The 17,233-nt window shown below is 63.7% G+C and carries 21 protein-coding genes, 3 tRNA genes and 3 pseudogenes; 11 read left to right on the plus strand and 16 right to left on the minus strand.

Going from position 1 to position 17,233, the window contains the following annotated elements:
• Positions 1 to 97: 97 nt before the first annotated feature.
• Positions 98 to 652: a hypothetical protein gene (locus ACQY76_RS17745; protein WP_428030028.1), complete on the minus strand. Its 555-nt coding sequence runs from the start codon at positions 650 to 652 to the stop codon at positions 98 to 100.
• A 177-nt stretch (positions 653 to 829) separates the two neighbouring features.
• Between ACQY76_RS17745 and ACQY76_RS17750 the strand changes: the two are divergent.
• Positions 830 to 1,599 (plus strand): annotated as a pseudogene (locus ACQY76_RS17750) (IS5 family transposase).
• Here the strand turns inward: ACQY76_RS17750 and ACQY76_RS17755 are convergent.
• Positions 1,558 to 2,550 (minus strand): hypothetical protein, encoded by a 993-nt coding sequence (locus ACQY76_RS17755; protein WP_428030029.1) that lies wholly within the window; start codon positions 2,548 to 2,550, stop codon positions 1,558 to 1,560. The pseudogene ACQY76_RS17750 and the gene ACQY76_RS17755 overlap by 42 nt on opposite strands.
• A 401-nt stretch (positions 2,551 to 2,951) precedes the next feature.
• On the opposite strand from ACQY76_RS17755, the gene ACQY76_RS17760 reads away from it, so the two are divergent.
• Positions 2,952 to 4,196, plus strand: a complete 1,245-nt coding sequence (locus ACQY76_RS17760; protein ID WP_428030030.1) for a phage tail tape measure protein — start codon at positions 2,952 to 2,954, stop codon at positions 4,194 to 4,196.
• 212 nt (positions 4,197 to 4,408) lie between these two features.
• Positions 4,409 to 4,726, plus strand: a complete 318-nt coding sequence (locus ACQY76_RS17765) for a hypothetical protein (protein WP_428030031.1) — start codon at positions 4,409 to 4,411, stop codon at positions 4,724 to 4,726.
• A gap of 91 nt (positions 4,727 to 4,817) precedes the next feature.
• On the opposite strand, the gene ACQY76_RS17770 is transcribed toward ACQY76_RS17765, so the two are convergent.
• The 7 genes and pseudogenes from ACQY76_RS17770 to ACQY76_RS17800 all read right to left on the minus strand — a co-directional run bounded on the left by ACQY76_RS17770 (position 4,818) and on the right by ACQY76_RS17800 (position 10,082).
• Positions 4,818 to 5,861, minus strand: coding sequence for an HAD family hydrolase (locus ACQY76_RS17770; protein ID WP_428030032.1), 1,044 nt, complete (start codon positions 5,859 to 5,861; stop codon positions 4,818 to 4,820).
• Positions 5,858 to 6,184: pseudogene (locus ACQY76_RS17775) on the minus strand (formylglycine-generating enzyme family protein); the annotation flags it as partial. The pseudogene ACQY76_RS17775 and the gene ACQY76_RS17770, both read right to left, overlap by 4 nt.
• A gap of 7 nt (positions 6,185 to 6,191) precedes the next feature.
• A pseudogene (locus tag ACQY76_RS17780) lies at positions 6,192 to 6,506 on the minus strand (AAA family ATPase); the annotation flags it as partial.
• Positions 6,507 to 6,588: 82 nt separating this feature from the next.
• Complete coding sequence (locus ACQY76_RS17785; protein ID WP_428030033.1) at positions 6,589 to 7,239, minus strand: IspD/TarI family cytidylyltransferase; 651 nt, start codon at positions 7,237 to 7,239, stop codon at positions 6,589 to 6,591.
• Positions 7,236 to 8,627 carry a sulfatase-like hydrolase/transferase gene (locus ACQY76_RS17790; protein ID WP_428030034.1) on the minus strand — a complete coding sequence of 464 codons (1,392 nt, stop codon included), beginning with the start codon at positions 8,625 to 8,627 and terminating at the stop codon, positions 7,236 to 7,238. The genes ACQY76_RS17785 and ACQY76_RS17790 overlap by 4 nt, the downstream gene beginning before the upstream one ends.
• Complete coding sequence (locus ACQY76_RS17795) at positions 8,624 to 9,532, minus strand: glycosyltransferase family 2 protein (protein WP_428033046.1); 909 nt, start codon at positions 9,530 to 9,532, stop codon at positions 8,624 to 8,626. Before ACQY76_RS17795 ends, ACQY76_RS17790 begins: the two co-directional genes overlap by 4 nt.
• Before the next feature lie 139 nt (positions 9,533 to 9,671).
• Entirely contained in the window at positions 9,672 to 10,082 is a 411-nt protein-coding gene (locus ACQY76_RS17800; RefSeq protein ID WP_428030035.1) for a hypothetical protein, read from the minus strand.
• Between the two features lie 459 nt (positions 10,083 to 10,541).
• On the opposite strand from ACQY76_RS17800, the gene ACQY76_RS17805 reads away from it, so the two are divergent.
• Positions 10,542 to 10,913, plus strand: coding sequence for a hypothetical protein (locus ACQY76_RS17805; RefSeq protein ID WP_428030036.1), 372 nt, complete (start codon positions 10,542 to 10,544; stop codon positions 10,911 to 10,913).
• Positions 10,914 to 10,941: 28 nt separating this feature from the next.
• On the opposite strand, the gene ACQY76_RS17810 is transcribed toward ACQY76_RS17805, so the two are convergent.
• Positions 10,942 to 11,247, minus strand: a complete 306-nt coding sequence (locus ACQY76_RS17810; RefSeq protein WP_428030037.1) for a hypothetical protein — start codon at positions 11,245 to 11,247, stop codon at positions 10,942 to 10,944.
• Between the two features lie 44 nt (positions 11,248 to 11,291).
• Positions 11,292 to 11,522, minus strand: coding sequence for a helix-turn-helix domain-containing protein (locus tag ACQY76_RS17815; protein WP_428030038.1), 231 nt, complete (start codon positions 11,520 to 11,522; stop codon positions 11,292 to 11,294).
• A gap of 92 nt (positions 11,523 to 11,614) precedes the next feature.
• Here ACQY76_RS17815 and ACQY76_RS17820 point away from each other — a divergent pair, with 92 nt between their 5' ends.
• A complete protein-coding gene (locus ACQY76_RS17820; RefSeq protein ID WP_428030039.1) occupies positions 11,615 to 11,887 on the plus strand; it encodes a hypothetical protein in 273 nt (90 codons plus the stop codon).
• Between the two features lie 296 nt (positions 11,888 to 12,183).
• Here ACQY76_RS17820 and ACQY76_RS17825 read toward each other — a convergent pair.
• Both ACQY76_RS17825 and ACQY76_RS17830 read right to left on the minus strand, forming a co-directional pair.
• Positions 12,184 to 12,258 (minus strand) — tRNA-Glu (locus tag ACQY76_RS17825).
• A 277-nt stretch (positions 12,259 to 12,535) separates the two neighbouring features.
• Entirely contained in the window at positions 12,536 to 12,958 is a 423-nt protein-coding gene (locus ACQY76_RS17830) for a VOC family protein (RefSeq protein WP_428030040.1), read from the minus strand.
• Positions 12,959 to 13,011: 53 nt separating this feature from the next.
• On the opposite strand from ACQY76_RS17830, the gene ACQY76_RS17835 reads away from it, so the two are divergent.
• From ACQY76_RS17835 to ACQY76_RS17850, 4 genes are all read left to right on the plus strand, one after another.
• Positions 13,012 to 13,776 carry an SIR2 family NAD-dependent protein deacylase gene (locus ACQY76_RS17835; RefSeq protein ID WP_428030041.1) on the plus strand — a complete coding sequence of 255 codons (765 nt, stop codon included), beginning with the start codon at positions 13,012 to 13,014 and terminating at the stop codon, positions 13,774 to 13,776.
• A 161-nt stretch (positions 13,777 to 13,937) separates the two neighbouring features.
• Positions 13,938 to 14,507: a cold-shock protein gene (locus tag ACQY76_RS17840; protein ID WP_428030042.1), complete on the plus strand. Its 570-nt coding sequence runs from the start codon at positions 13,938 to 13,940 to the stop codon at positions 14,505 to 14,507.
• Positions 14,508 to 14,535: 28 nt separating this feature from the next.
• Complete coding sequence (locus tag ACQY76_RS17845; protein ID WP_428030043.1) at positions 14,536 to 15,015, plus strand: DUF192 domain-containing protein; 480 nt, start codon at positions 14,536 to 14,538, stop codon at positions 15,013 to 15,015.
• A 53-nt stretch (positions 15,016 to 15,068) separates the two neighbouring features.
• A complete protein-coding gene (locus ACQY76_RS17850; protein WP_428030044.1) occupies positions 15,069 to 15,509 on the plus strand; it encodes a PPC domain-containing DNA-binding protein in 441 nt (146 codons plus the stop codon).
• A gap of 41 nt (positions 15,510 to 15,550) precedes the next feature.
• On the opposite strand, the gene ACQY76_RS17855 is transcribed toward ACQY76_RS17850, so the two are convergent.
• The 3 genes from ACQY76_RS17855 to rpsU form a co-directional block, all read right to left on the minus strand.
• Positions 15,551 to 15,627: transfer RNA gene (locus tag ACQY76_RS17855), tRNA-Pro, on the minus strand.
• Positions 15,628 to 15,802: 175 nt separating this feature from the next.
• Complete coding sequence (locus ACQY76_RS17860; RefSeq protein WP_428030045.1) at positions 15,803 to 16,033, minus strand: hypothetical protein; 231 nt, start codon at positions 16,031 to 16,033, stop codon at positions 15,803 to 15,805.
• Between the two features lie 51 nt (positions 16,034 to 16,084).
• Positions 16,085 to 16,363 carry a 30S ribosomal protein S21 gene (rpsU, locus tag ACQY76_RS17865; protein WP_428030046.1) on the minus strand — a complete coding sequence of 93 codons (279 nt, stop codon included), beginning with the start codon at positions 16,361 to 16,363 and terminating at the stop codon, positions 16,085 to 16,087.
• A 419-nt stretch (positions 16,364 to 16,782) separates the two neighbouring features.
• On the opposite strand from rpsU, the gene ACQY76_RS17870 reads away from it, so the two are divergent.
• Together ACQY76_RS17870 and ACQY76_RS17875 are read left to right on the plus strand one after the other, a co-directional pair.
• Positions 16,783 to 17,088, plus strand: a complete 306-nt coding sequence (locus ACQY76_RS17870; RefSeq protein WP_428030047.1) for an ETC complex I subunit — start codon at positions 16,783 to 16,785, stop codon at positions 17,086 to 17,088.
• Between the two features lie 26 nt (positions 17,089 to 17,114).
• A tRNA-Arg gene (locus tag ACQY76_RS17875) sits at positions 17,115 to 17,191 on the plus strand.
• The last annotated feature ends 42 nt before the right edge of the window (positions 17,192 to 17,233 follow it).

Genomic DNA, 17,233 nt, shown 5'->3' on the forward strand with positions numbered 1-17,233 from the left:
AGGCTCCAGGCAGCCAGCGAGCATGTCCATAATTTTGCACCACATGTGAATGACGCAACCTTGCTCACTGCTGGAGCGTGGCGTGTCGTACACACCATCAGTCTTCGAAACCCGTCGATTCAGGTTTGAACTTGAGCTGGCGGGCATTGTCACGAACCACGCCGACTTCGCTATCAGCAAAGCCGTCACTGGCTTCGGCTTCGATTTCAAGGGTAAGCTTAACCTTCGCGCCGTGGGTCCGCTGAAGTTCCATAACCACAGCATTGAGGATCGTATCAAAAGATTTTACCGGTCGAACCATATCAAGCTCGACGGAGCCATAGAAGCGATGTGGCTTGCTTCGCGCGGTCGATCCTGGAGGTTCAGATCCAGGTTCTCTTGGCTCTGGCATGACATCGGATGATGAGCTCTGCTCCAGCCGTGGCACGGGGAGGGCATCTTCCTGAAGTTGTCTTTTCGCTTCTGCCTCCCGGACGATCATCGCAGTTGGCATGGGAAAATCGGGGGGGGTCTTTGCCCAAGTCAACTTGTGATACTTGCCCGTCGCTTCGTCGAAGCTGTCGGCGTAGGCGAACTTGGGGTCGAGCTTGGCAGCTGCGTCTCGGATAGAGCCCTCAAGAACCACCTTGTCGCGAACCTTAGGCAGATACACGTAGGCCGCGAACCAATCGGCAATCTCGGCAATCGAGAGATGCGGCCTGTCATCCGGCCAGATGGGTTGTAGCGCATGCCATAGCCGCTCTGTGCCCAGCTTCTCTAGGTCACAGACCCATAAACGGGATTCCCTTTTGGGTCGGAGGCTGATTCATTTCTCCTGATGGAGGATGAGATGGCCCGCTTTGATCTAACGGATTTCGAGTGGTCGGTGATCCAGCCGCTTTTGCCGAACAAGCCGAGGGGCGTGCCTCGGGTGGACGACCGGCGCGTGCTGAACGGGATTTTCTGGCGACTTCGGACCGGGGCGCCGTGGGCCGACATTCCCGAGCGCTACGGCCCGCACACGACCTGCGTGAACCGCTTCAACCGCTGGCGCAAGGCGGGGGTCTGGGATCGGCTTCTGGAAGCGGTGTCAAAGGCTTACGATGGCGACATCCAGATGATCGATTCCTCCAGCATCCGCGTGCACCAGCACGCCGCCAACGCCCAAAAAAAGACGACCGATCCGGTTGCATGGGTCGCTCGCGGGGCGGCCTGACAACGAAGATCCATGCTCTGGTGGATGCCGAAGGCCTGCCGATCGCCCTGAAATTGACCGAGGGCCAGGCTCATGACGGACGCAGCGCCCGCGACATGCTCGGCGCGCTTGTCGATGGCCAGACCCTCCTGGCCGACCGCGCCTATGACAGCGACGAACTCCGGCAAAGCCTGCGCGAGCGAGGCGCATGGGCCAACATCAAGCCCATGCCGAACCGCAAGAACGTGCCAGCCTTCAGCCCCTTCTTGTATCGCTATCGCAACCTCGTCGAGCGCTTCTTCAACAAGATCAAGCACTACCGCGCCGTTGCGACCCGATACGACAAGCGACCTGACAATTTCCTCGCCGGCGTAAAACTCGCATCACTCAGAATATGGATGCGGTTTAATGAGTCGGTCGCCTAGAACGATGCCATCCGCTTTTGCTTTGTCATAAACGACGACCGGGATTGCGGCGCGATCCCGCGACGAGATCAGGCTGTGTTCGAGATCAAATGGCTTTCCGGCAGTCTCGCTCTTTACTGGATAGAGAATGTGGCTCCAAGCTGTCCGGATCGCCTTTAACGCGGACTCCCGGTTAGTCTTGGCCTTGTCCTTCGCGTCCGCCGCCTGAGACTGCGTCATCTGCTGTTGAAGGCGACCGTCCTTGTCGATCGAGGCCCATGCCATTGCCTTCCTCATCACCTCGCGAGCAGTAGCGAGATTCGCTTCATCCGGCGCAACAAAGACGAGGGTATTTCGAAGCCTACGTTGTGAGGCCCGGCAGCGCATCAGTGCGTCCCCTACGGCATCGGTCGCGGGCGACTTCGCGGCGCCCTTGCCGGCATGCGTCAGCGCTGGGCCGAGGATCACGAGGGAGAGCGATTGCGCCTCATCGATCGTCACCGGATCGTCCGGCGCAGCGAAGATGCGATGGAAGCCGCCCTTGCTACCCGCGTCTTCGCGAAGCACGTCCGCAATGGTCGCATCGACTTCGTGATCTGGAAGTGCTTTGGCTCGATCATCCGCAAGCCGGTTCAATGTGGGCTGGGTCGAAAACCAATAGCGCCCAGCTTCTTCATAGAGATAAGTTGCCTTTTCGGTGAGCTCTCGCAACGCTTCGCCGAAGATGGCTAACTGATCGCCGGGTTCAGCGCAGGCGAGACGCAAGCCTTGGCCAGTGAGCCCGGCATTCGGTTGCCCCACCAGTGGCGCCGAGCAAATAAAGACTGCCCGCGCAGCTCGGGTAGCCGCCCGCAATTGCGAGATCCGTCGAGACGGGTTCGCTTCCATCCGATTGGGAAGCGAACCTTCGCCGTCGACTTCCTTGTCAACGACCGATCCAAAAGCTGGGTCGAGAGGATAGAGAACGCTCACCCTTACGCGTTCATGGGCATCGTCGTCGCGGCGCACCAAAGGGGAATGACGCCGTGAAGATCGCGCGGCTCGTTTCTCGCCAGTGGATGATGGCGACGCCACGCAGCGCATCAGGGGCAAAGCCGGGGACGGCTCCCTCGCGCTGCCATCGGCGGGGAGCCCAAGGCCACGCGGTCCACCGTTGCGGGAGGGCAACGAATGTTGCTCGGGAGCCACGACGGGGCCGCCCCCCCTTCTCAGGGACCGTACGGCCGGCCCCTTCTAGTGCGCCGCCGCCGCGCCCCGCTTTTCGTGCGTTTTTCGAGCTTTGCATTTCGGGCTTTGCTTGGTTCGACCCAAGCCGCGGGTGTGCCGCACAAACCATTCCCACACATAGGACGTTCGCCGAGCTCGAGCGGACAATGACGAGGGTAGGCATCACAGCCGGCGCCAGCACCGGCGAGGTGAAGACCGCGACCACCGACATCGCCAAGATCGCCGATAAGATCGGCGTCCCGCTCGACCAGGTTGTCAGTGGCCTCGAGGCGCTGGTCGCAGCCGGCCGGTCCCTCCCGGACGCGATGCAATTCTTGCCCAGCGTCGTGGCCACAGCGCACGCCGCCGGCGCAGAGACGAGCGACATCGCTTCTCATGCCGATGCACTTGCCACTTCTTTCACAATTGCTGGAAGTGAAATGCAGCGCGCATTCGACATACTCGTCGAAGGCGGTAATCTCGGGAAAGTCGAACTAAAAGATATGGCAAGATACTTGCCGAGTCTTGCGGCAAATGCCGCAGCCGTTGGGCTGCGCGGCGAGGAGGGTGTCCGCAAGCTGGTGGCCATGCTTCAGGTGATGCGCGCTCAGATGGGCAGCTCCGAAGAAGCCGCGTCGTCGATGTCGAACATCTTCGCAAAGATGGAATCGCAGGAAACCGCCAAGCGCTTCACGATGTTCGGTGTAAACCTCCGGAAGGAGATGGCGAACGCTCGGCGCGAGGGAAAGGACCTTCTAGAAGTCTTCATCGACCTCGCCGCCAAGGCGACCAAAGGCGATCTCTCAAAAATTCCCCAGCTCTTCAGTGATATGGAGTTCGCCCGCGGAATGCGCGCCTTGCTGGCGCAGCGGCAAGAGGTCGGGCGGATCGAGGCCCAGCTCAGCAATGCAGCCGGCTCCGTCGCCGGCGCGCTGAAGCAGTTGTCGACCGATTCGATGACGGAGCTCGATCGGCTCTCAAACAAATGGTCGGAGTTCGTGCGCGAAATCGGCGCCCTGACCGCTGCGCCCGGTGTCGGCCTCATGGAAGGTATCCTGCAGGACATCCGCGGCGCCAAAGGGGAGCTCGATGACTTCTCCGACTGGCTGCGGTCGACGACGGGAATGTCGCTCGCCGACGTGATGGAGGTCGCCCGCAAGGGGCTGGGCATCGCGACGCCGGAGGAGAAGAAGGCGGCCAACAACCGCCGCGACGCGGAGAGGGCCAATCCAGACCTTGCCCACGCGCGCGAGATCGACGCACGAGATGCGGCACGTCAAAAGGAAATGGCCGCGATCGAGCAGAAGATTGCAGCGGCGCGGGCGGACTACGACAACCTGTCGACCAACGCCAGGATCTTGGATTTGGCGCCGAAATCGTCCGCGATATCGACAAGCTCACCGATGCCCTGAAGCGGCTTCGCGAGGCCAGCCAGTGGGATCGCGTAGCCGCACAGAACCTCCGCACCACGCCGCCTCCGGTCGAGGTTCCGATCGACGCCGCCGCCGGCCGAGCATCGTTCCACGCGTGGCGCGCCCGTCAGGCAGAGCGAACGGCGCAGCCGGCGCCTTCGGACGTCCCCCTTCCCAAACAGAACCCGCTGCGCAGCACCCCGGCCGTCACGGTGCCGCCAGCGGCCTTCGACGATCCGGCGCCGCCGAACCCCTCCGGCGATATCAGGTCGGATGCTGCAGAAGGCGGCGCCGCGCTGCGCGAACTCACCAGCACCGCAGGCGAGGCTAAGACGGCCCTCGATCAGGTAGCGGCCACCCGCGTGGCACCTGCGATCGATGCCGCCTCCATCGACGCCGCCCTCGCCAAGATCAGGATGCTCCGCAGCGAAATAGCTGCCGTCAATTCGTCCACCGTTTCGCCGCGCTTGGAGCGTGGCGGCCTCGGCCAAAGCCTTCGCGGCATTCACGCCGATACCGGGATTGAGTGAGGACTTTCTCTAGTACCCCTTGGCGGATCGTCGCGCTGCGGGTTCCAAATGCTGCCTCACGGTAAAGCCCAGCCGCGCACCTCGATGAGGTCTACCGATCGGACGGATAGATGACCTTCCAGTCATCCTTCATGTCGACCACCGTCCAGCCGCGTTGCGGCGCCTCATCCAGCGCCTTATCCAGCCGGCCGATCTTCGACGCGCGGTCATAGGCCCATTCGCGCGTCGCATCGGTGTGATGGACGATAAGGCCGAAGCGCGGTCCGGTGTTCAGCGTCGTCCATTGCAGCATCTGCAGGTCACCATCCGAATTGCCTGCGGCGAAGACCGGGCGCCGGCCGATGAAGCGGTTGATGCCGACCGGCTTGCCTGGGCCGTCATCGACAAACTCGACCTCGGGCAACTTGCGCAGCACGGGGCTGTCACCGTCGAGCACGAACTCGGACTTGCCGGATGAGCCGACCACCTGCTCGGGCGGAATGCCGTAGACCGCTTCGGTCCAGGGCCGCATGAACTCGACCCCGCCGCCGGAGACGATGTAGGTCTTGAAGCCGGTGGCGCGCAGATGGGCCAGCAGTTCCAGCATCGGCTGGAAGACCAAATCGGTATAGGGTCGATCGAACCGCGGATGGCGTGCGGTCTTCAGCCAGTCGCGCACGAGAGTGTGGAAGTCCGAAACCGGAAGACCTGTATGTGTCAGTTCCATGATTTGGAGGAGGCCCTTCTCGCCGAGCGCGGCGAGTGCCGCCGGATCGCCTGACAGGACCGATTTGTAGGGTTCCTGCCCGGCCAGAGCGGGGTGGGCGCTGGCCAGTTCCTTCACACGATCGAGCGCGAACATGAACTGGAAATAGACCGGCTGCTCCGACCACAGCGTGCCGTCATTGTCGAACACGGCGATTCGGTCGGCGACCGGCACGAAGTCGGGGCCGCCCTGCTGCGTTACTCGTTCCACGAAGCTGAGGATCGACTGCTTGGCCTGCCCTTGGTTCCAGGAGGGCAACGGGTCAGTCGGTTGGGCGACGAGGCCGGCCGTCGCGGAGAACATGACAAGCGTCGCTAGCATCGCGGCGAGGAGGATGCGCCGCTTGGGGCGCGTCAGGTGCCCTCCGAAACGACCCGGCCAGTTCGTCATGGCGTCTCTCCTATGGGGGGCCGTTGCACGCAGCGAAAGCCGATATGGCTCATCGAGCTGTCGACCGGCTCGGCGTGGCGCGCTGCAGGGCGGTAGCGCCGGCAGTAGCTGGGCGCGCACAGATGCGACCCGCCCTTGACCACCCGGCGCGGAATGCGGATGGCCGGCAGGGCCGGATCGAAGCTGGCCTCCTCAGGCCCGCCGCGCGGGTTCTGGGGAATGCAGCAGGGGCTCGGTGCTTCCTCGGGGTGGCGTGTCGACCAGAAGTCGGTGGTCCATTCCCATACATTGCCGATCATGTCGTAGAGCCCGTAGCGGTTGCTCGATGCAAAGGGAGCGCGTGACTGGATCACCTGTCAGCGCTTCCAGCGCGGACGCGGCGTCGACGAGGCCGCGATCGAAGAACACCCACCCGTCATGATCCGCAGCAGCCGCCCGGTCAGCCAGCGCCATGTCGATGGCGCGACGAAGAAACGCTGCCAGATCGAGCCATGGCAGCGCGCTGCCGCCGGAGGCCAGCTTTTCCCTGATAATGCGGCGGCCAGGCTCCTCGACAACGGCATAGCCGCGCGCCCTCAACCCAGCCAGCAGGGTCGATTTCCCGCCGCTTGAACAGCCGGAAATCACGACAAGACCTTCTTTCAAGGCGCACCGTCCTCGGTTGGAAGCAAGAATGGCGGGCGTCCTGCATCAGCTGGATTCGGGATCCTCTTGGGAAATCAGCCCATTAAGCCTTCAAGCTGAGCAGAGCCTGCGCAAGCATCAGGTCGTCTGGCGTCGTGATCTTGATGTTGACCGCACTACCCGGCACGAAGGCTGCCTTGACCCCGCCGAGCTCGAGGATATCGAGAAAACTGGGATCCGAATCGAGCCCGTCTTTCGGGAGCCTTGCATAACCGGCACAAGCGGCGTCCCGGCCGAATGCGACGGGCTTCTGGCCGATCAGTACCTCGCCCGGCGTGTGGATCAGGTCTCCGCTACTGCTGTAGACAAACTCGGTATTGACCAGGCCGGGGGCAGCGGCGCCGCTTCTCATGGCCTGCTGAAGGAGCGTGCGAACCAGCTCGGACGAGGCAAAAGGGTGCACCACGTCATGCAGCAGCAGCCAGGGTGCCGTAGCTTCGGCCATGAGGCGGCGTGTTGTGCCGCTGCGGGTCTGCGTGCCGGCAATGACATGCGTATGTTCGTGGGTTATCAGCGCCCGCGCGCGATCGATATCTGGTGTCGCTACCGCAATGACGAGGGAATCGACCTCCGGAAGGAGCAGTTCCACGGCATGCTCCAGCAGTGTTCGTCCGCCGAGCTCGACGAACGCCTTGGAGCCAAGGCCGAGCCGCGTTCCGCTGCCGGCCGCCTGAATGAGACCCTGGATCTTCATCGGGGAGCTGGGCGGCGTTTGGGGCGGGGCTGGAATATACGCGGCAGCCATTTCTTCCAACGTGGCCGAGGCTTGGCGACGTGCGGGGTAGCGGGCGCTAACGTGAAGTACGTCTCGCGGCCGACGCGGCTTAGCGTGTCGAGAGCTGTAAGGTCAAGAAGGGCGGAAGCGTCTGCGCTCCGCGCCTTCACATACGCGTTCTTGGCGGTCACGTGACTCGTCAACGCCTTACGCAGAACGGCAAAGTCGTCCTGTAGTGCCCCCGACCGCCACATGTGCCGGACTGTGGTGAAATGTGAATGCGGCGGCGTTGGCAGTTCGATCCGCGTCAGCCGCCCGGCTGCGTCAAGATCGAAATGATGCAGAAGGTTATGATGTCCGCCCGGATCGAGCCGATGATTGTAAAGCTCGAGCCCACGCGAGCTCACCAGCAGTGCATGGGAATGGTCGATCGCCGCGAAGCACTTTCGCACATCTAAATTGGCCATGTCGGGCTGGTTGGCCGTGAGGTTCTGGGAGAAAACAAGAGCGCGGGAACCCTCTGCGAGCAGGCTTTGGCCGGACTGCGGGAATGGCCACGAGCCCTCGGCTCCCAGCAGATCGAGGCATGTTGATGCGAGGTCGGTGTTACTGACGAGGCGATTGTCTGCCCCGATGGGAAGCCTTGGGTCGCGGATGACCAGGGGGGTGTGGATCAGCCCCGGATACGGCTCGACTGCGTGCAGCAGCCCGTTCTTGAAGCCGTGCGTCCCGTGGTCGTCGCCATGATCGCCAAAGACGACAGTCGTCGTCTCCTCGAGAGTGCCTGCCCGGCGCAGGATCTCGATCATTGCGCCCAGCAGATTATCTGCAATGGCGCAACTTCCTTCGACGAGTTCGTCGAGGTTGCGTGCATAGGAAGCGAGCGCGAGATCGGCTTCGATATGGGGAGGCTGACACCACACATAGATCGCGAACGGCCCCTGCGCCGTTCGGTCTTCAAACGCCCCCAGAAGCTCGGCGAAGTCATTGGTCTTCCATGCGCCCGGCAATGACCCGGACAGCCGATGCAGGATCGGCCGTCGGGGAAAGGCGGTTGCACAGAGGAAGGAGGTTTCGTAGCCCTTATCCTCAAGCTGCGTGAACAGGCTCGGATTATTGCCCGCAGGTGGCGATATCCCGGGCTTTGCATCCATCTCAAAGTCGTTTCCGTGCAGAAATGCCGCCATGACCATCTGCGTGGAGGTCGCGGAGGAGTAGTGCCGCCGATACGTTCGAGCATCGCCCATCAGTGCACGCAGATTGGCGAACGCTTCGGGAAAGGCATTGAAGGTCTGCCAGGACGTGCTCTCCAGGTGGAAAACAAAGAGGTTCTTCGGCCGGCCTGAGGCGGGTAGGGAAACGCTCATTTCCGACCGGTCCCCAGGTCCGCGAAGATTGTCTCGAAGTCGAAGCCGTATAGCTGCGGCCACTCCCGGATGGGCGCCGTCTCCACAGAGGGTCGCCCGCCCTTCGTATCGATCCGGAACCGCTCCACAAAGTCCGCATCGCCCAGACAGCCCGTCTTTGCGGGGGGGGCGGGCGGGCGGCTCCAAGCTACGGCGGGCAAGTCGACATAGGCCTTGAACGGCAGAACGCGCCGCAGGGTCAGTCCGGTTTCATCGATGAGATGGCCGTACCCAATTGATTGGTGAACATTGTCGGGATCGATGGCCGTGAATTTCCTGAAGCGCCCCTCGCGATCGCGCCTCTCGATCATTTTGAGATGATAGAGGAATGCCGGAACATACCCCCGGGGGGCGTCGTCCAGTTCCGGTGGAAACCAGGGCTGGTGCATCAAACTGGGCCGCCGGGTGATGCTTTCCGGGACTTTGAACAGTCGCGCGGTCCAGCGCGGACCGGAACGTCCATCAAGCCGGTACTTGTCCGGGCTGTCCCACAGATTGACGATCTTGAAGAAGAGGACGGCCTTTCCTCTCTTTTCCCGCGTCAGGATGGCCGGTCTCAGCCGGCGCAGCAACCGTTCCTCGAAACGCTCGTCAGCGTCGCCGCACAACACCCAGTCAGCACCCAGCCTCGCGGCCTCGACGATCAGCCGGTGCCGGTTTTCTACCTCGTGGGAGTGCGGAGGGCCGGGCCGCCTTTCGTGCAGCACCGAGATGACCTTAGGCTCGGCCCGCAGAATATCAGGTGTGGCGTCAGTAGAACCTTCGTCGAGGGCGACGATGCCATCCACATGGGGCGCCAGATGATGGAGAAAGCCAGGTAGAAAGCGCTCTTCATTCCGAAGCTGCGTGATGCAAATGATCTTCATCGTCACACGATTTCCGCATGAGGTCTGTTGTTATGACTTCAGCATATACCTCGACTTCGCTAATGCATCCCTGATTGGCCCATCTTTCCACAGAGAGAGATGCCCTACTAAGTTACTTCCGCCCTCTTGAACTGCTCCCTCATATCGGTGGTGCAGGGCGCGATTCTTCACGATTTTCTGATCTCGCTCGCCCACTGCAAGCGCCGCCGGAACAAGGCGGCGGGCGATTGACGAGAGACACAACCCTACACCCGGGAGGCTGGGCGCGGCGTGACCTCCCGAATTGGGAAGCGCCGGACGTTCGCCCACTCGGCCGTCGTACCCTTAGAATCTGAGGAGCGCCGTCGTCGGCCAGGGGTTTCACCAGCTTCAGATAGCCGCGGCGGGTGATGAGGGTCGCCCGAGCGGTGCGCACGGGGAAAATCGACATGGTACGAATTTCGTCCGATGTCAGTTCGACGTAGTCCTCGCCCTCTACGAAGCGGGCGCGGTTCTCGCGGGAGGTGCGGCCGGCAGTCCCCTCCGGGCGCTGGTGGATCGCATCGACCATCGCGAACGTCACGACGCGTAGGCGATCTGCCAGTGGGCCCAAGTTCCAGGGGTCTTGCCGCCATTGGCGACTCGGAACAGGTCACTGTCGGATTTTCCGATAGTGAGTTCGATGTGCTCGACGAAGCCTTTGGTGCCCGGACGGCATTGACCATCTCAGCCTCAGAAATTCCGAGGATGCCGCTTTCCGCGAGAACGTCCATGGACAGTTATTGCCGGATTTCCCGGCATTAAACCCGACAGCGTCGATGAAGCTACCGCGCCCGGATCGGCGGCCTCCGCGTCGCGCACCTGCCGGGCTTCGTGGATCGCCTTGCGGGTCAAACCTATATCTTCGACCGTGGGAGCATTGTTCCCGTCCGAAACATTGCTGACCCGATCGCCACCTCGCGACTGGACTTCCCCCCGCTCCTGCGCGGCATCGTATTCATCGGCCAGCCGCCGCTTGGCCTGCGCCTCGATGTTCAGTGCGTCGGCTTGCGCGGTGCGCGGCAGCGAGCCGGGAGACTGTCCCAGGGAGGCCGGTCAGCCCGGCCGGAAGATCGCCGAGAACCTGCACCGCGCCGAACTCACGGCGCTGGAGCGTGACGAGCAGGTCGCGCTGTGGGTAAAGCTGAACGCCGAACGTCAATCGGCTCAATCTGAGCCAATTGAAAGCAAGCGCGGCGATGGCAAAGGGCACCGCCCTGAAAGCGGCGTTCGCGCCGCGGCCCGTGAACTCGGTATCGAGAAGGAAGACGCCCGCCGCGCCACTAAGGTGGCCTCGCTCTCCGACGAAGCCAAGGAAGCGGCGCGCGAAGCGGGGTTGGACGACAACCGTTCGGGCCCTTGAGGCGGCGACGGTGCCGCCGGCGGCGATGTCAGCTCCCTAAGATCTTCCCGTCAACTGAGACGCGCATCGTGTGACCGACCTCAAACATGCACACCGCGTAACTCAATGTGTCGCTGTGGGTGAAGGCCCCTTGAACCTTGCCGTTGTGGACGTCGCCCGTAAGCCTCAGCGCGGAGACCTCTCTGCCGCTGAGATGGTATCCTGTCAGAACCTCGATTTGGTGCTCGCACTCCACCTTGGCGGTGGTGACCGGATCGTCGCCGCGCAACAGCAGCCACACGCCGATGCCGACGACGACAACTGCGAGAGTGCTCAGATTCCAATTAAACTTCATGGTATCCCCCGGTGGGACCCTGCCACATCCCGCGACGAGCTGCATCAGCCCTTCAGCCTGACACCCGGCCCGCCGTCCTTAACCTCGCCGCTCGCAAGGAAGATGATTCCCTCAGCCTCGAATGCCGCCTTGATGGCGGCCAGCGTGCTGGCCTTGGCGTCGGATCCCTTTTCGATCCTCGTCACAGTGTTCGCGGTCAATCCGGCCCTCTCTGCGAGCTCCCGCACGCCCCATCCGACTGCGGCCCGTGCCATGCGCATCTGAACGGCGTTCATTTGTACAGTGTCCAAATTGGTGTTGACAGAATGTGGCTCTGTCGCCATCTATAGGTACACGGTACTAATGAATGGTTACAGGAGCAACAACAATGTCGCGCACCATCGCGCCGGCAATCGCCGGAATCGTGCCCAGCGCACCAAGCGACCGCATCCATGCGGCTGTCGCTGAGATCGAGGCCGCCTTGCGGGAGATCTATCCCCTCGAGACGTTCCCGAATATGACGATCACGCGAGATATCCGGCTGAGGGACGACAGCGGTGCAGTCGGCATCGGCGCCGTCTGCATGCCCAGCCTGAGGGCGCGGCTGGTCTATGAGGACGTCCGGGCGTCCGGCACCGGCGACGTGCTGGTGCCAAACTGACGCGCTGGACGACGCTCCCACCGAAACTCTGGCCCGAGCCTGCTGCACGCAAAGCCGCGGGGTGGGTGCCACAGGGCACCCTGGCCGCCGGCTTCCAATCCCGCAATCAGATGAGGACGGCCGCACCTGGCGGGATGCCCCGAAGCCGTCGACTCGCACGGAGAGGGTGCGTCGCGCTGTTGGTACGCTGAGCCCAGCTGTCGGCGAGGACGCTTGATTCCGCAGTCGTCCGTGGGTGTTTATTTGATGAATATTCGACGAAAACGCCGCATCTGCCGCTAAGTCATTGAAAAGCCTGGCGCGCCCTAGGGGAGTCGAACCCCTCTCTCCACCGTGAAAGGGTGGCGTCCTAACCGATAGACGAAGGGCGCGCAGGCCGGGGCGTTATAGGGTGGCGCGCGGCGGCGCGCAAGATGGCGTGACTGCCGCCATCCACAGGCATTGTTCACTCCCCCCGGCGCGTTGGCGCCGCAAGCGCGCGGTACGAACGGGAGGGGCTGAACCACCTCGTCCAACTCCCGCTATACGCCTCTGCCGGCGAGGCGTGGCCCCCGCGCTGACAACGCAGCGGGGGGGGCAGGGGAGGCCGCTGTCCTTCAGGGCCGGCACGCCTTCAAGGTCGGGAAAGGCGGGGCGGGAGCCGCCGCCTCACCATTTGCCGGTGTTCGGCATCGAGGTCCACGGCTCCTGCGGAACCAGCGCCTCGCCCTTCTGCAGCAGCTCGATCGAGATGTTGTCGGGCGAGCGGACAAAAGCCATGCGCCCGTCGCGCGGCGGGCGGTTGATGGTCACGCCGCCGTCCTGCAGCGCCTGGCAGGCGGCGTAGATGTCGTCGACCTCGAAGGCGAGATGGCCGAAATTGCGGCCCTCGCCATAGGTCTCCGGATCCCAATTATAGGTGAGCTCGACCTCGGCGACGCCTTCCTGGCCGGGGGCGGCGAGGAAGATCAGCGTGAATCGGCCCTGCGGCGAATCCTTGCGCCGAACCTCGGTGAGTCCCAGCTTGTTGCAGTAGAAATCCAGCGAGGCCTCGACGTCGGTGACGCGCACCATGGTGTGAAGGTACTTCATGTTTCCTCTCGAAGGCTGCCGCGGGGCATCCGCAGTTGGGGTGAGCGCAACATATGACGACGGCTGATGACATCAAGGCTTCCGCCGAGGCTCTCGCTGCCGTCCTGACGGACATGCGCGCCGGCGTCGCCTTTACCGGCGCCGGCATTTCCACCGAATGCGGCATTCCCGATTTCCGTTCGCCCGGCGGAGTGTGGACGCGCAACCGGCCGATCGACTACCAGGCCTTCCTCGCCAGCCGGGAGATGCGGGCCGAGGCGTGGCGGCGGCGCTTCGCCATGCAGGAGGTTTTCGGCGAGGCGGAGCCGGGGCGCGGCCATCGGGCGCTCGCGCAGCTTCTCAGCGACGGGCGCCTGCAGGGGATCATCACGCAGAATATTGATGGCCTGCACCAAGCCTCCGGCGTTCCCGACGAGCAGCTGGTGGAATTACACGGCAACACAACCTACGCCACCTGCCTCGATTGTGGCACCCGCTACGCGCTGGACTGGGTGCGCGAGCGCTTCGTGCCGCGCGAGGAGGCGCCCGATTGCGCGGCGTGCGGCGGGCCGATCAAGACCGCGACGGTCTCCTTCGGTCAGCCCATGCCGGCGGCCGCCATGGCGAAGGCCGGTGCGCTGAGCGCGGAATGCGACGTGTTCCTGGCCATCGGCTCGTCGCTGGTGGTGTGGCCGGCGGCGGGATTTCCCGTGCAGGCCAAACGCGCCGGCGCCACCCTCGTCATCATAAATCGCGAGCCGACCGAACTCGACGCGATCGCCAATCTGGTCATCCACGCAGACATTGGCGAGGTGTTCGCCGCGGCCCTCCGCCTTTGACGTGCGCGGTAAACGCGCGCGCGAATCAATTTGGGTGTTTTCGTGGCGGCATCGGGTGCTATGGTTGAATCCAGAATCATGGATTTCCGCTCTTGCGCGTGAAAAGCGTTCCGGGAGGTAGGCAGCCGATGGTGTCGGACGGGTCTCTGCCACGGCCGGGGATGGTCTCTCGCGACCAGCTGGACCAGGAAGGCGATACGGGCGAGCGCCCGGACGGCAGCGTCGTCCAGATCGCCGGCACCATCAAATGGTTCGATGTCTCCAAGGGCTATGGCTTTGTCGTGCCGGATGACGGCAGCGGCGACGTGCTGCTGCATGTCACCTGCCTGCGGCGCGGCGGCTTCAATACCGCGCAGGAAGGCGCGCGCGTGGTGTGCGAGGTGGTGGCGCGGGATCGCGGATTCCAGGCTTTGCGCGTGATCTCGATGGACGAGACGACCGCGCTGCATCACTCGCAGCTACCGCAGGCGCGCACCCATGTAACGGTGCAGCCGGTCGGCGGCTTCGAGCGCGCCTGGGTGAAGTGGTTCAACCGGCTGCGCGGCTTCGGCTTCCTCTCGCGGGGCGAGGGCACCGAGGATATCTTCGTGCACATGGAAACGCTGCGCCGCCACGGGCTCGCGGAACTGCGCCCGGGGCAGATGGTGCTGGTCCGCTTCGGGCCGGGCCCGAAAGGCCTTATGGCTGCCGAAGTGCGGCCCGATGGTGCGGCCACCCCGTCGTCTCACTAGGGAAGGCGCCACGGCGCTGTTGCAGAGCATGACCCTCGCTTCTTTTGCGGCTGGCTGGCGCGCGCATGCGCTGTGGCTGGTTCTCGCCTGTGCCGCACTGGCGCTGCAGCCGGCGACGGCCGGTGCGGCCAGTTTCGAAAAGCTGACCATCGTCACCAAGGCCGGGCCGCTCAGTATCGATATCGAGATGGCGGTGACGCCCGCCGAGCGCTCCAAGGGGCTGATGTACCGTGCCGAACTCGCTGCCAATACCGGCATGCTGTTCGATTTCGGCGTCGACCAGCCGGTCTATATGTGGATGAAGAACACCTATATCCCGCTCGACATGGTGTTCATCCGCTCCGACGGCCGCGTCGCCAGCATCACTACCGACACGGTGCCGCTGTCGACGGCGACGATCTCCTCCGGCGTGCCCGTCAAGGCGGTGCTGGAACTCCCGGCCGGCACGGTGCGGGCCAAGGGCATCGCGGTGGGCGACCGCGTCGAGCACCGGCTGTTCGGCGGGTAGGGGAACGGCCGGCGCGCCCCGCCGTTGGTGTCGATCCAACGCAGGAGGCGCCGATGGCTATCGTCAAGAAACTCACGCAAGACGCCGAGCTTCGGACCTATGCGGTCATTCTGGAGACCGGGGAGGAGGCGATGGCGGCGCTGCGGGATTTCGCGCAGGCCGAGCGCCTCACCGCCGCGCATCTCTCCGCCATTGGCGCGTTCAGCCATGGCGTCATCAGCTATTTCGACTGGGAGGCGAAGGAGTATCGCAACATACCGGTCAACGAACAGGTCGAGGTGGCGGCGCTGTCGGGCGACGTGGCGCTCGACCCGGACGAAGCACCTGCGGTGCATGTCCATGTGGTGCTGGGACGGCGCGATGGCAGCGCGCTGGCCGGTCATCTCTCGACGGGTTTCGTCCGGCCGACGCTGGAAGTCATCGTGACGGAAGCGCCGGGCCATCTGCGCAAGCAGATCGATCCGGCCAGCGGGCTAGCGCTGATTCGCCGCTAGCCGCCGTGGTGGTCGCGGCTTAGCCAAGACTGTGTGCAGGCTGGTCGGGGCAGCAGGATTCGAACCTGCGACCTGAAGTACCCAAAACTTCCGCGCTACCGGGCTGCGCTATGCCCCGACACCTGAAAGGCCGGCACCCATGCCGACCTTCACTGCCCGGCAGTGCCGGGCCGCTGTGAGATGGCACGAACGGTCCTCATCGGCAAGGTCCGTCCGGCCGTCCTAGGGGAGAAGCCGACAGCGGAAGGCCCGCAGGCTCCCCGCCCAGGCGCCCGCGCCCGTAAGCGTCGGGGCTAACGGCTCGCGGGCGCTTTTTTCTTGGGAGCCGGCGCTGCCGCAGCGGCGGCCTTGTGGTCCGCCGCTTCCTTGGCGAGGCGGGCCTCCCTTAGCTGGGCGGTCTTAACCTCGCGCCGGGTAACTTCCTGCTGGATCGTTTCCATGGCGACACGCGAAATCGCCTCCGCCTTGCTTTCCGATCGGGACAGCGACGGGGTGGCGGTGGAAATGGGGAGCGCTTCGTTCATGGCACGATTCCTTGCGAGTTCGGAGGAGGACCTTCCTGATAGGGTCGACGCTTATTCGGAGGTTGGCGCCGGAGCCGGAGGCCGGGCGAAAGCGGGCCGCTCGACGGACTTCTTCTTCGGCGCGGCGATGAGCCCCTCGCGGACAGCCTGCTTGCGCGCGAGCTTGCGGGCGCGGCGAACCGCTTCGCCTTCTTCGCGGTTGCGCCGTTCGGAGGGCTTTTCATAGGCGCGGCGCGCCCGCATTTCCCGGAAGATGCCTTCGCGCTGCATCTTCCTCTTCAAAACCTTCAATGCCTGGTCGACATTATTATCGCGTACGAGAACCTGCAAATCCTATCCAATCCTATCGTTTCGTCCAAATGGTAGAATGCGCCACGGCAAACGACGACGCTCTCTCTATATAGGGCGTGCGACAGGAAAAGTCAGGGGGCGGCCGCACTGAAATGGCTCATGTCTGTGCGGCAAGACCGATGGCGGACCGCCCTTGGCTCTCGCTATGCTCGGCTAAGCCTGCCGAATTGCTTTTCCCCTCGGGCGAATTCTGGTTCGGAGCGAGCGAATGCACACGGGTGCGGATTCCGGACGCCAGCGAAGCGTCGTCTGCGTCGGCAGCATGGATGGGCCGGCTAGCGCCCGAAGCCATTGCAAGAAAGGGCCGGCCGCCTTAATCAGGTCGGGCAGGGCGCGCGCGGCACGTCCGGACGGGGCTTCGGGCGCGACCGGGGCTTGAGGCAAGGGAGCCAGGGGAAATGGTGGCACGTATCTACAAGCCGACCCGGAACGCCATGCAGTCCGGCAACGCCAAGACCAAGGCCTGGGTGCTGGATTACGAGCCCGAGCAGCCGCGCCAGGTCGAGCCGCTGATGGGTTATACCAGCTCCGGTGACATGAAGAGCCAGCTCCGCCTGCGCTTCGATTCGAAGGAAGAGGCGGTCGTCTATGCCGAGCGCCACGGCATCGCCTATCAGGTGCAGGAGCCGAACGAACCCACCCGGCGCCGCATGGCCTATGCCGATAATTTCAGCTTTCGCCGCATCGGCCAGTGGACCCACTGACCGGCTGCCCGGCAAGGTGAGATGCGGACCGCGTAGCTCAGCTGGATAGAGCAGCCGCCTTCTAAGCGGCAGGTCGCTGGTTCGAGCCCAGCCGCGGTCGCCATCGTCGCACCCCTCCTGATGTGATCACGATAATGCGTGGAGA

The sequence above is a fragment of the Ancylobacter sp. genome, from assembly GCF_965279025.1.
Lineage (GTDB): Bacteria > Pseudomonadota > Alphaproteobacteria > Rhizobiales > Xanthobacteraceae > Ancylobacter.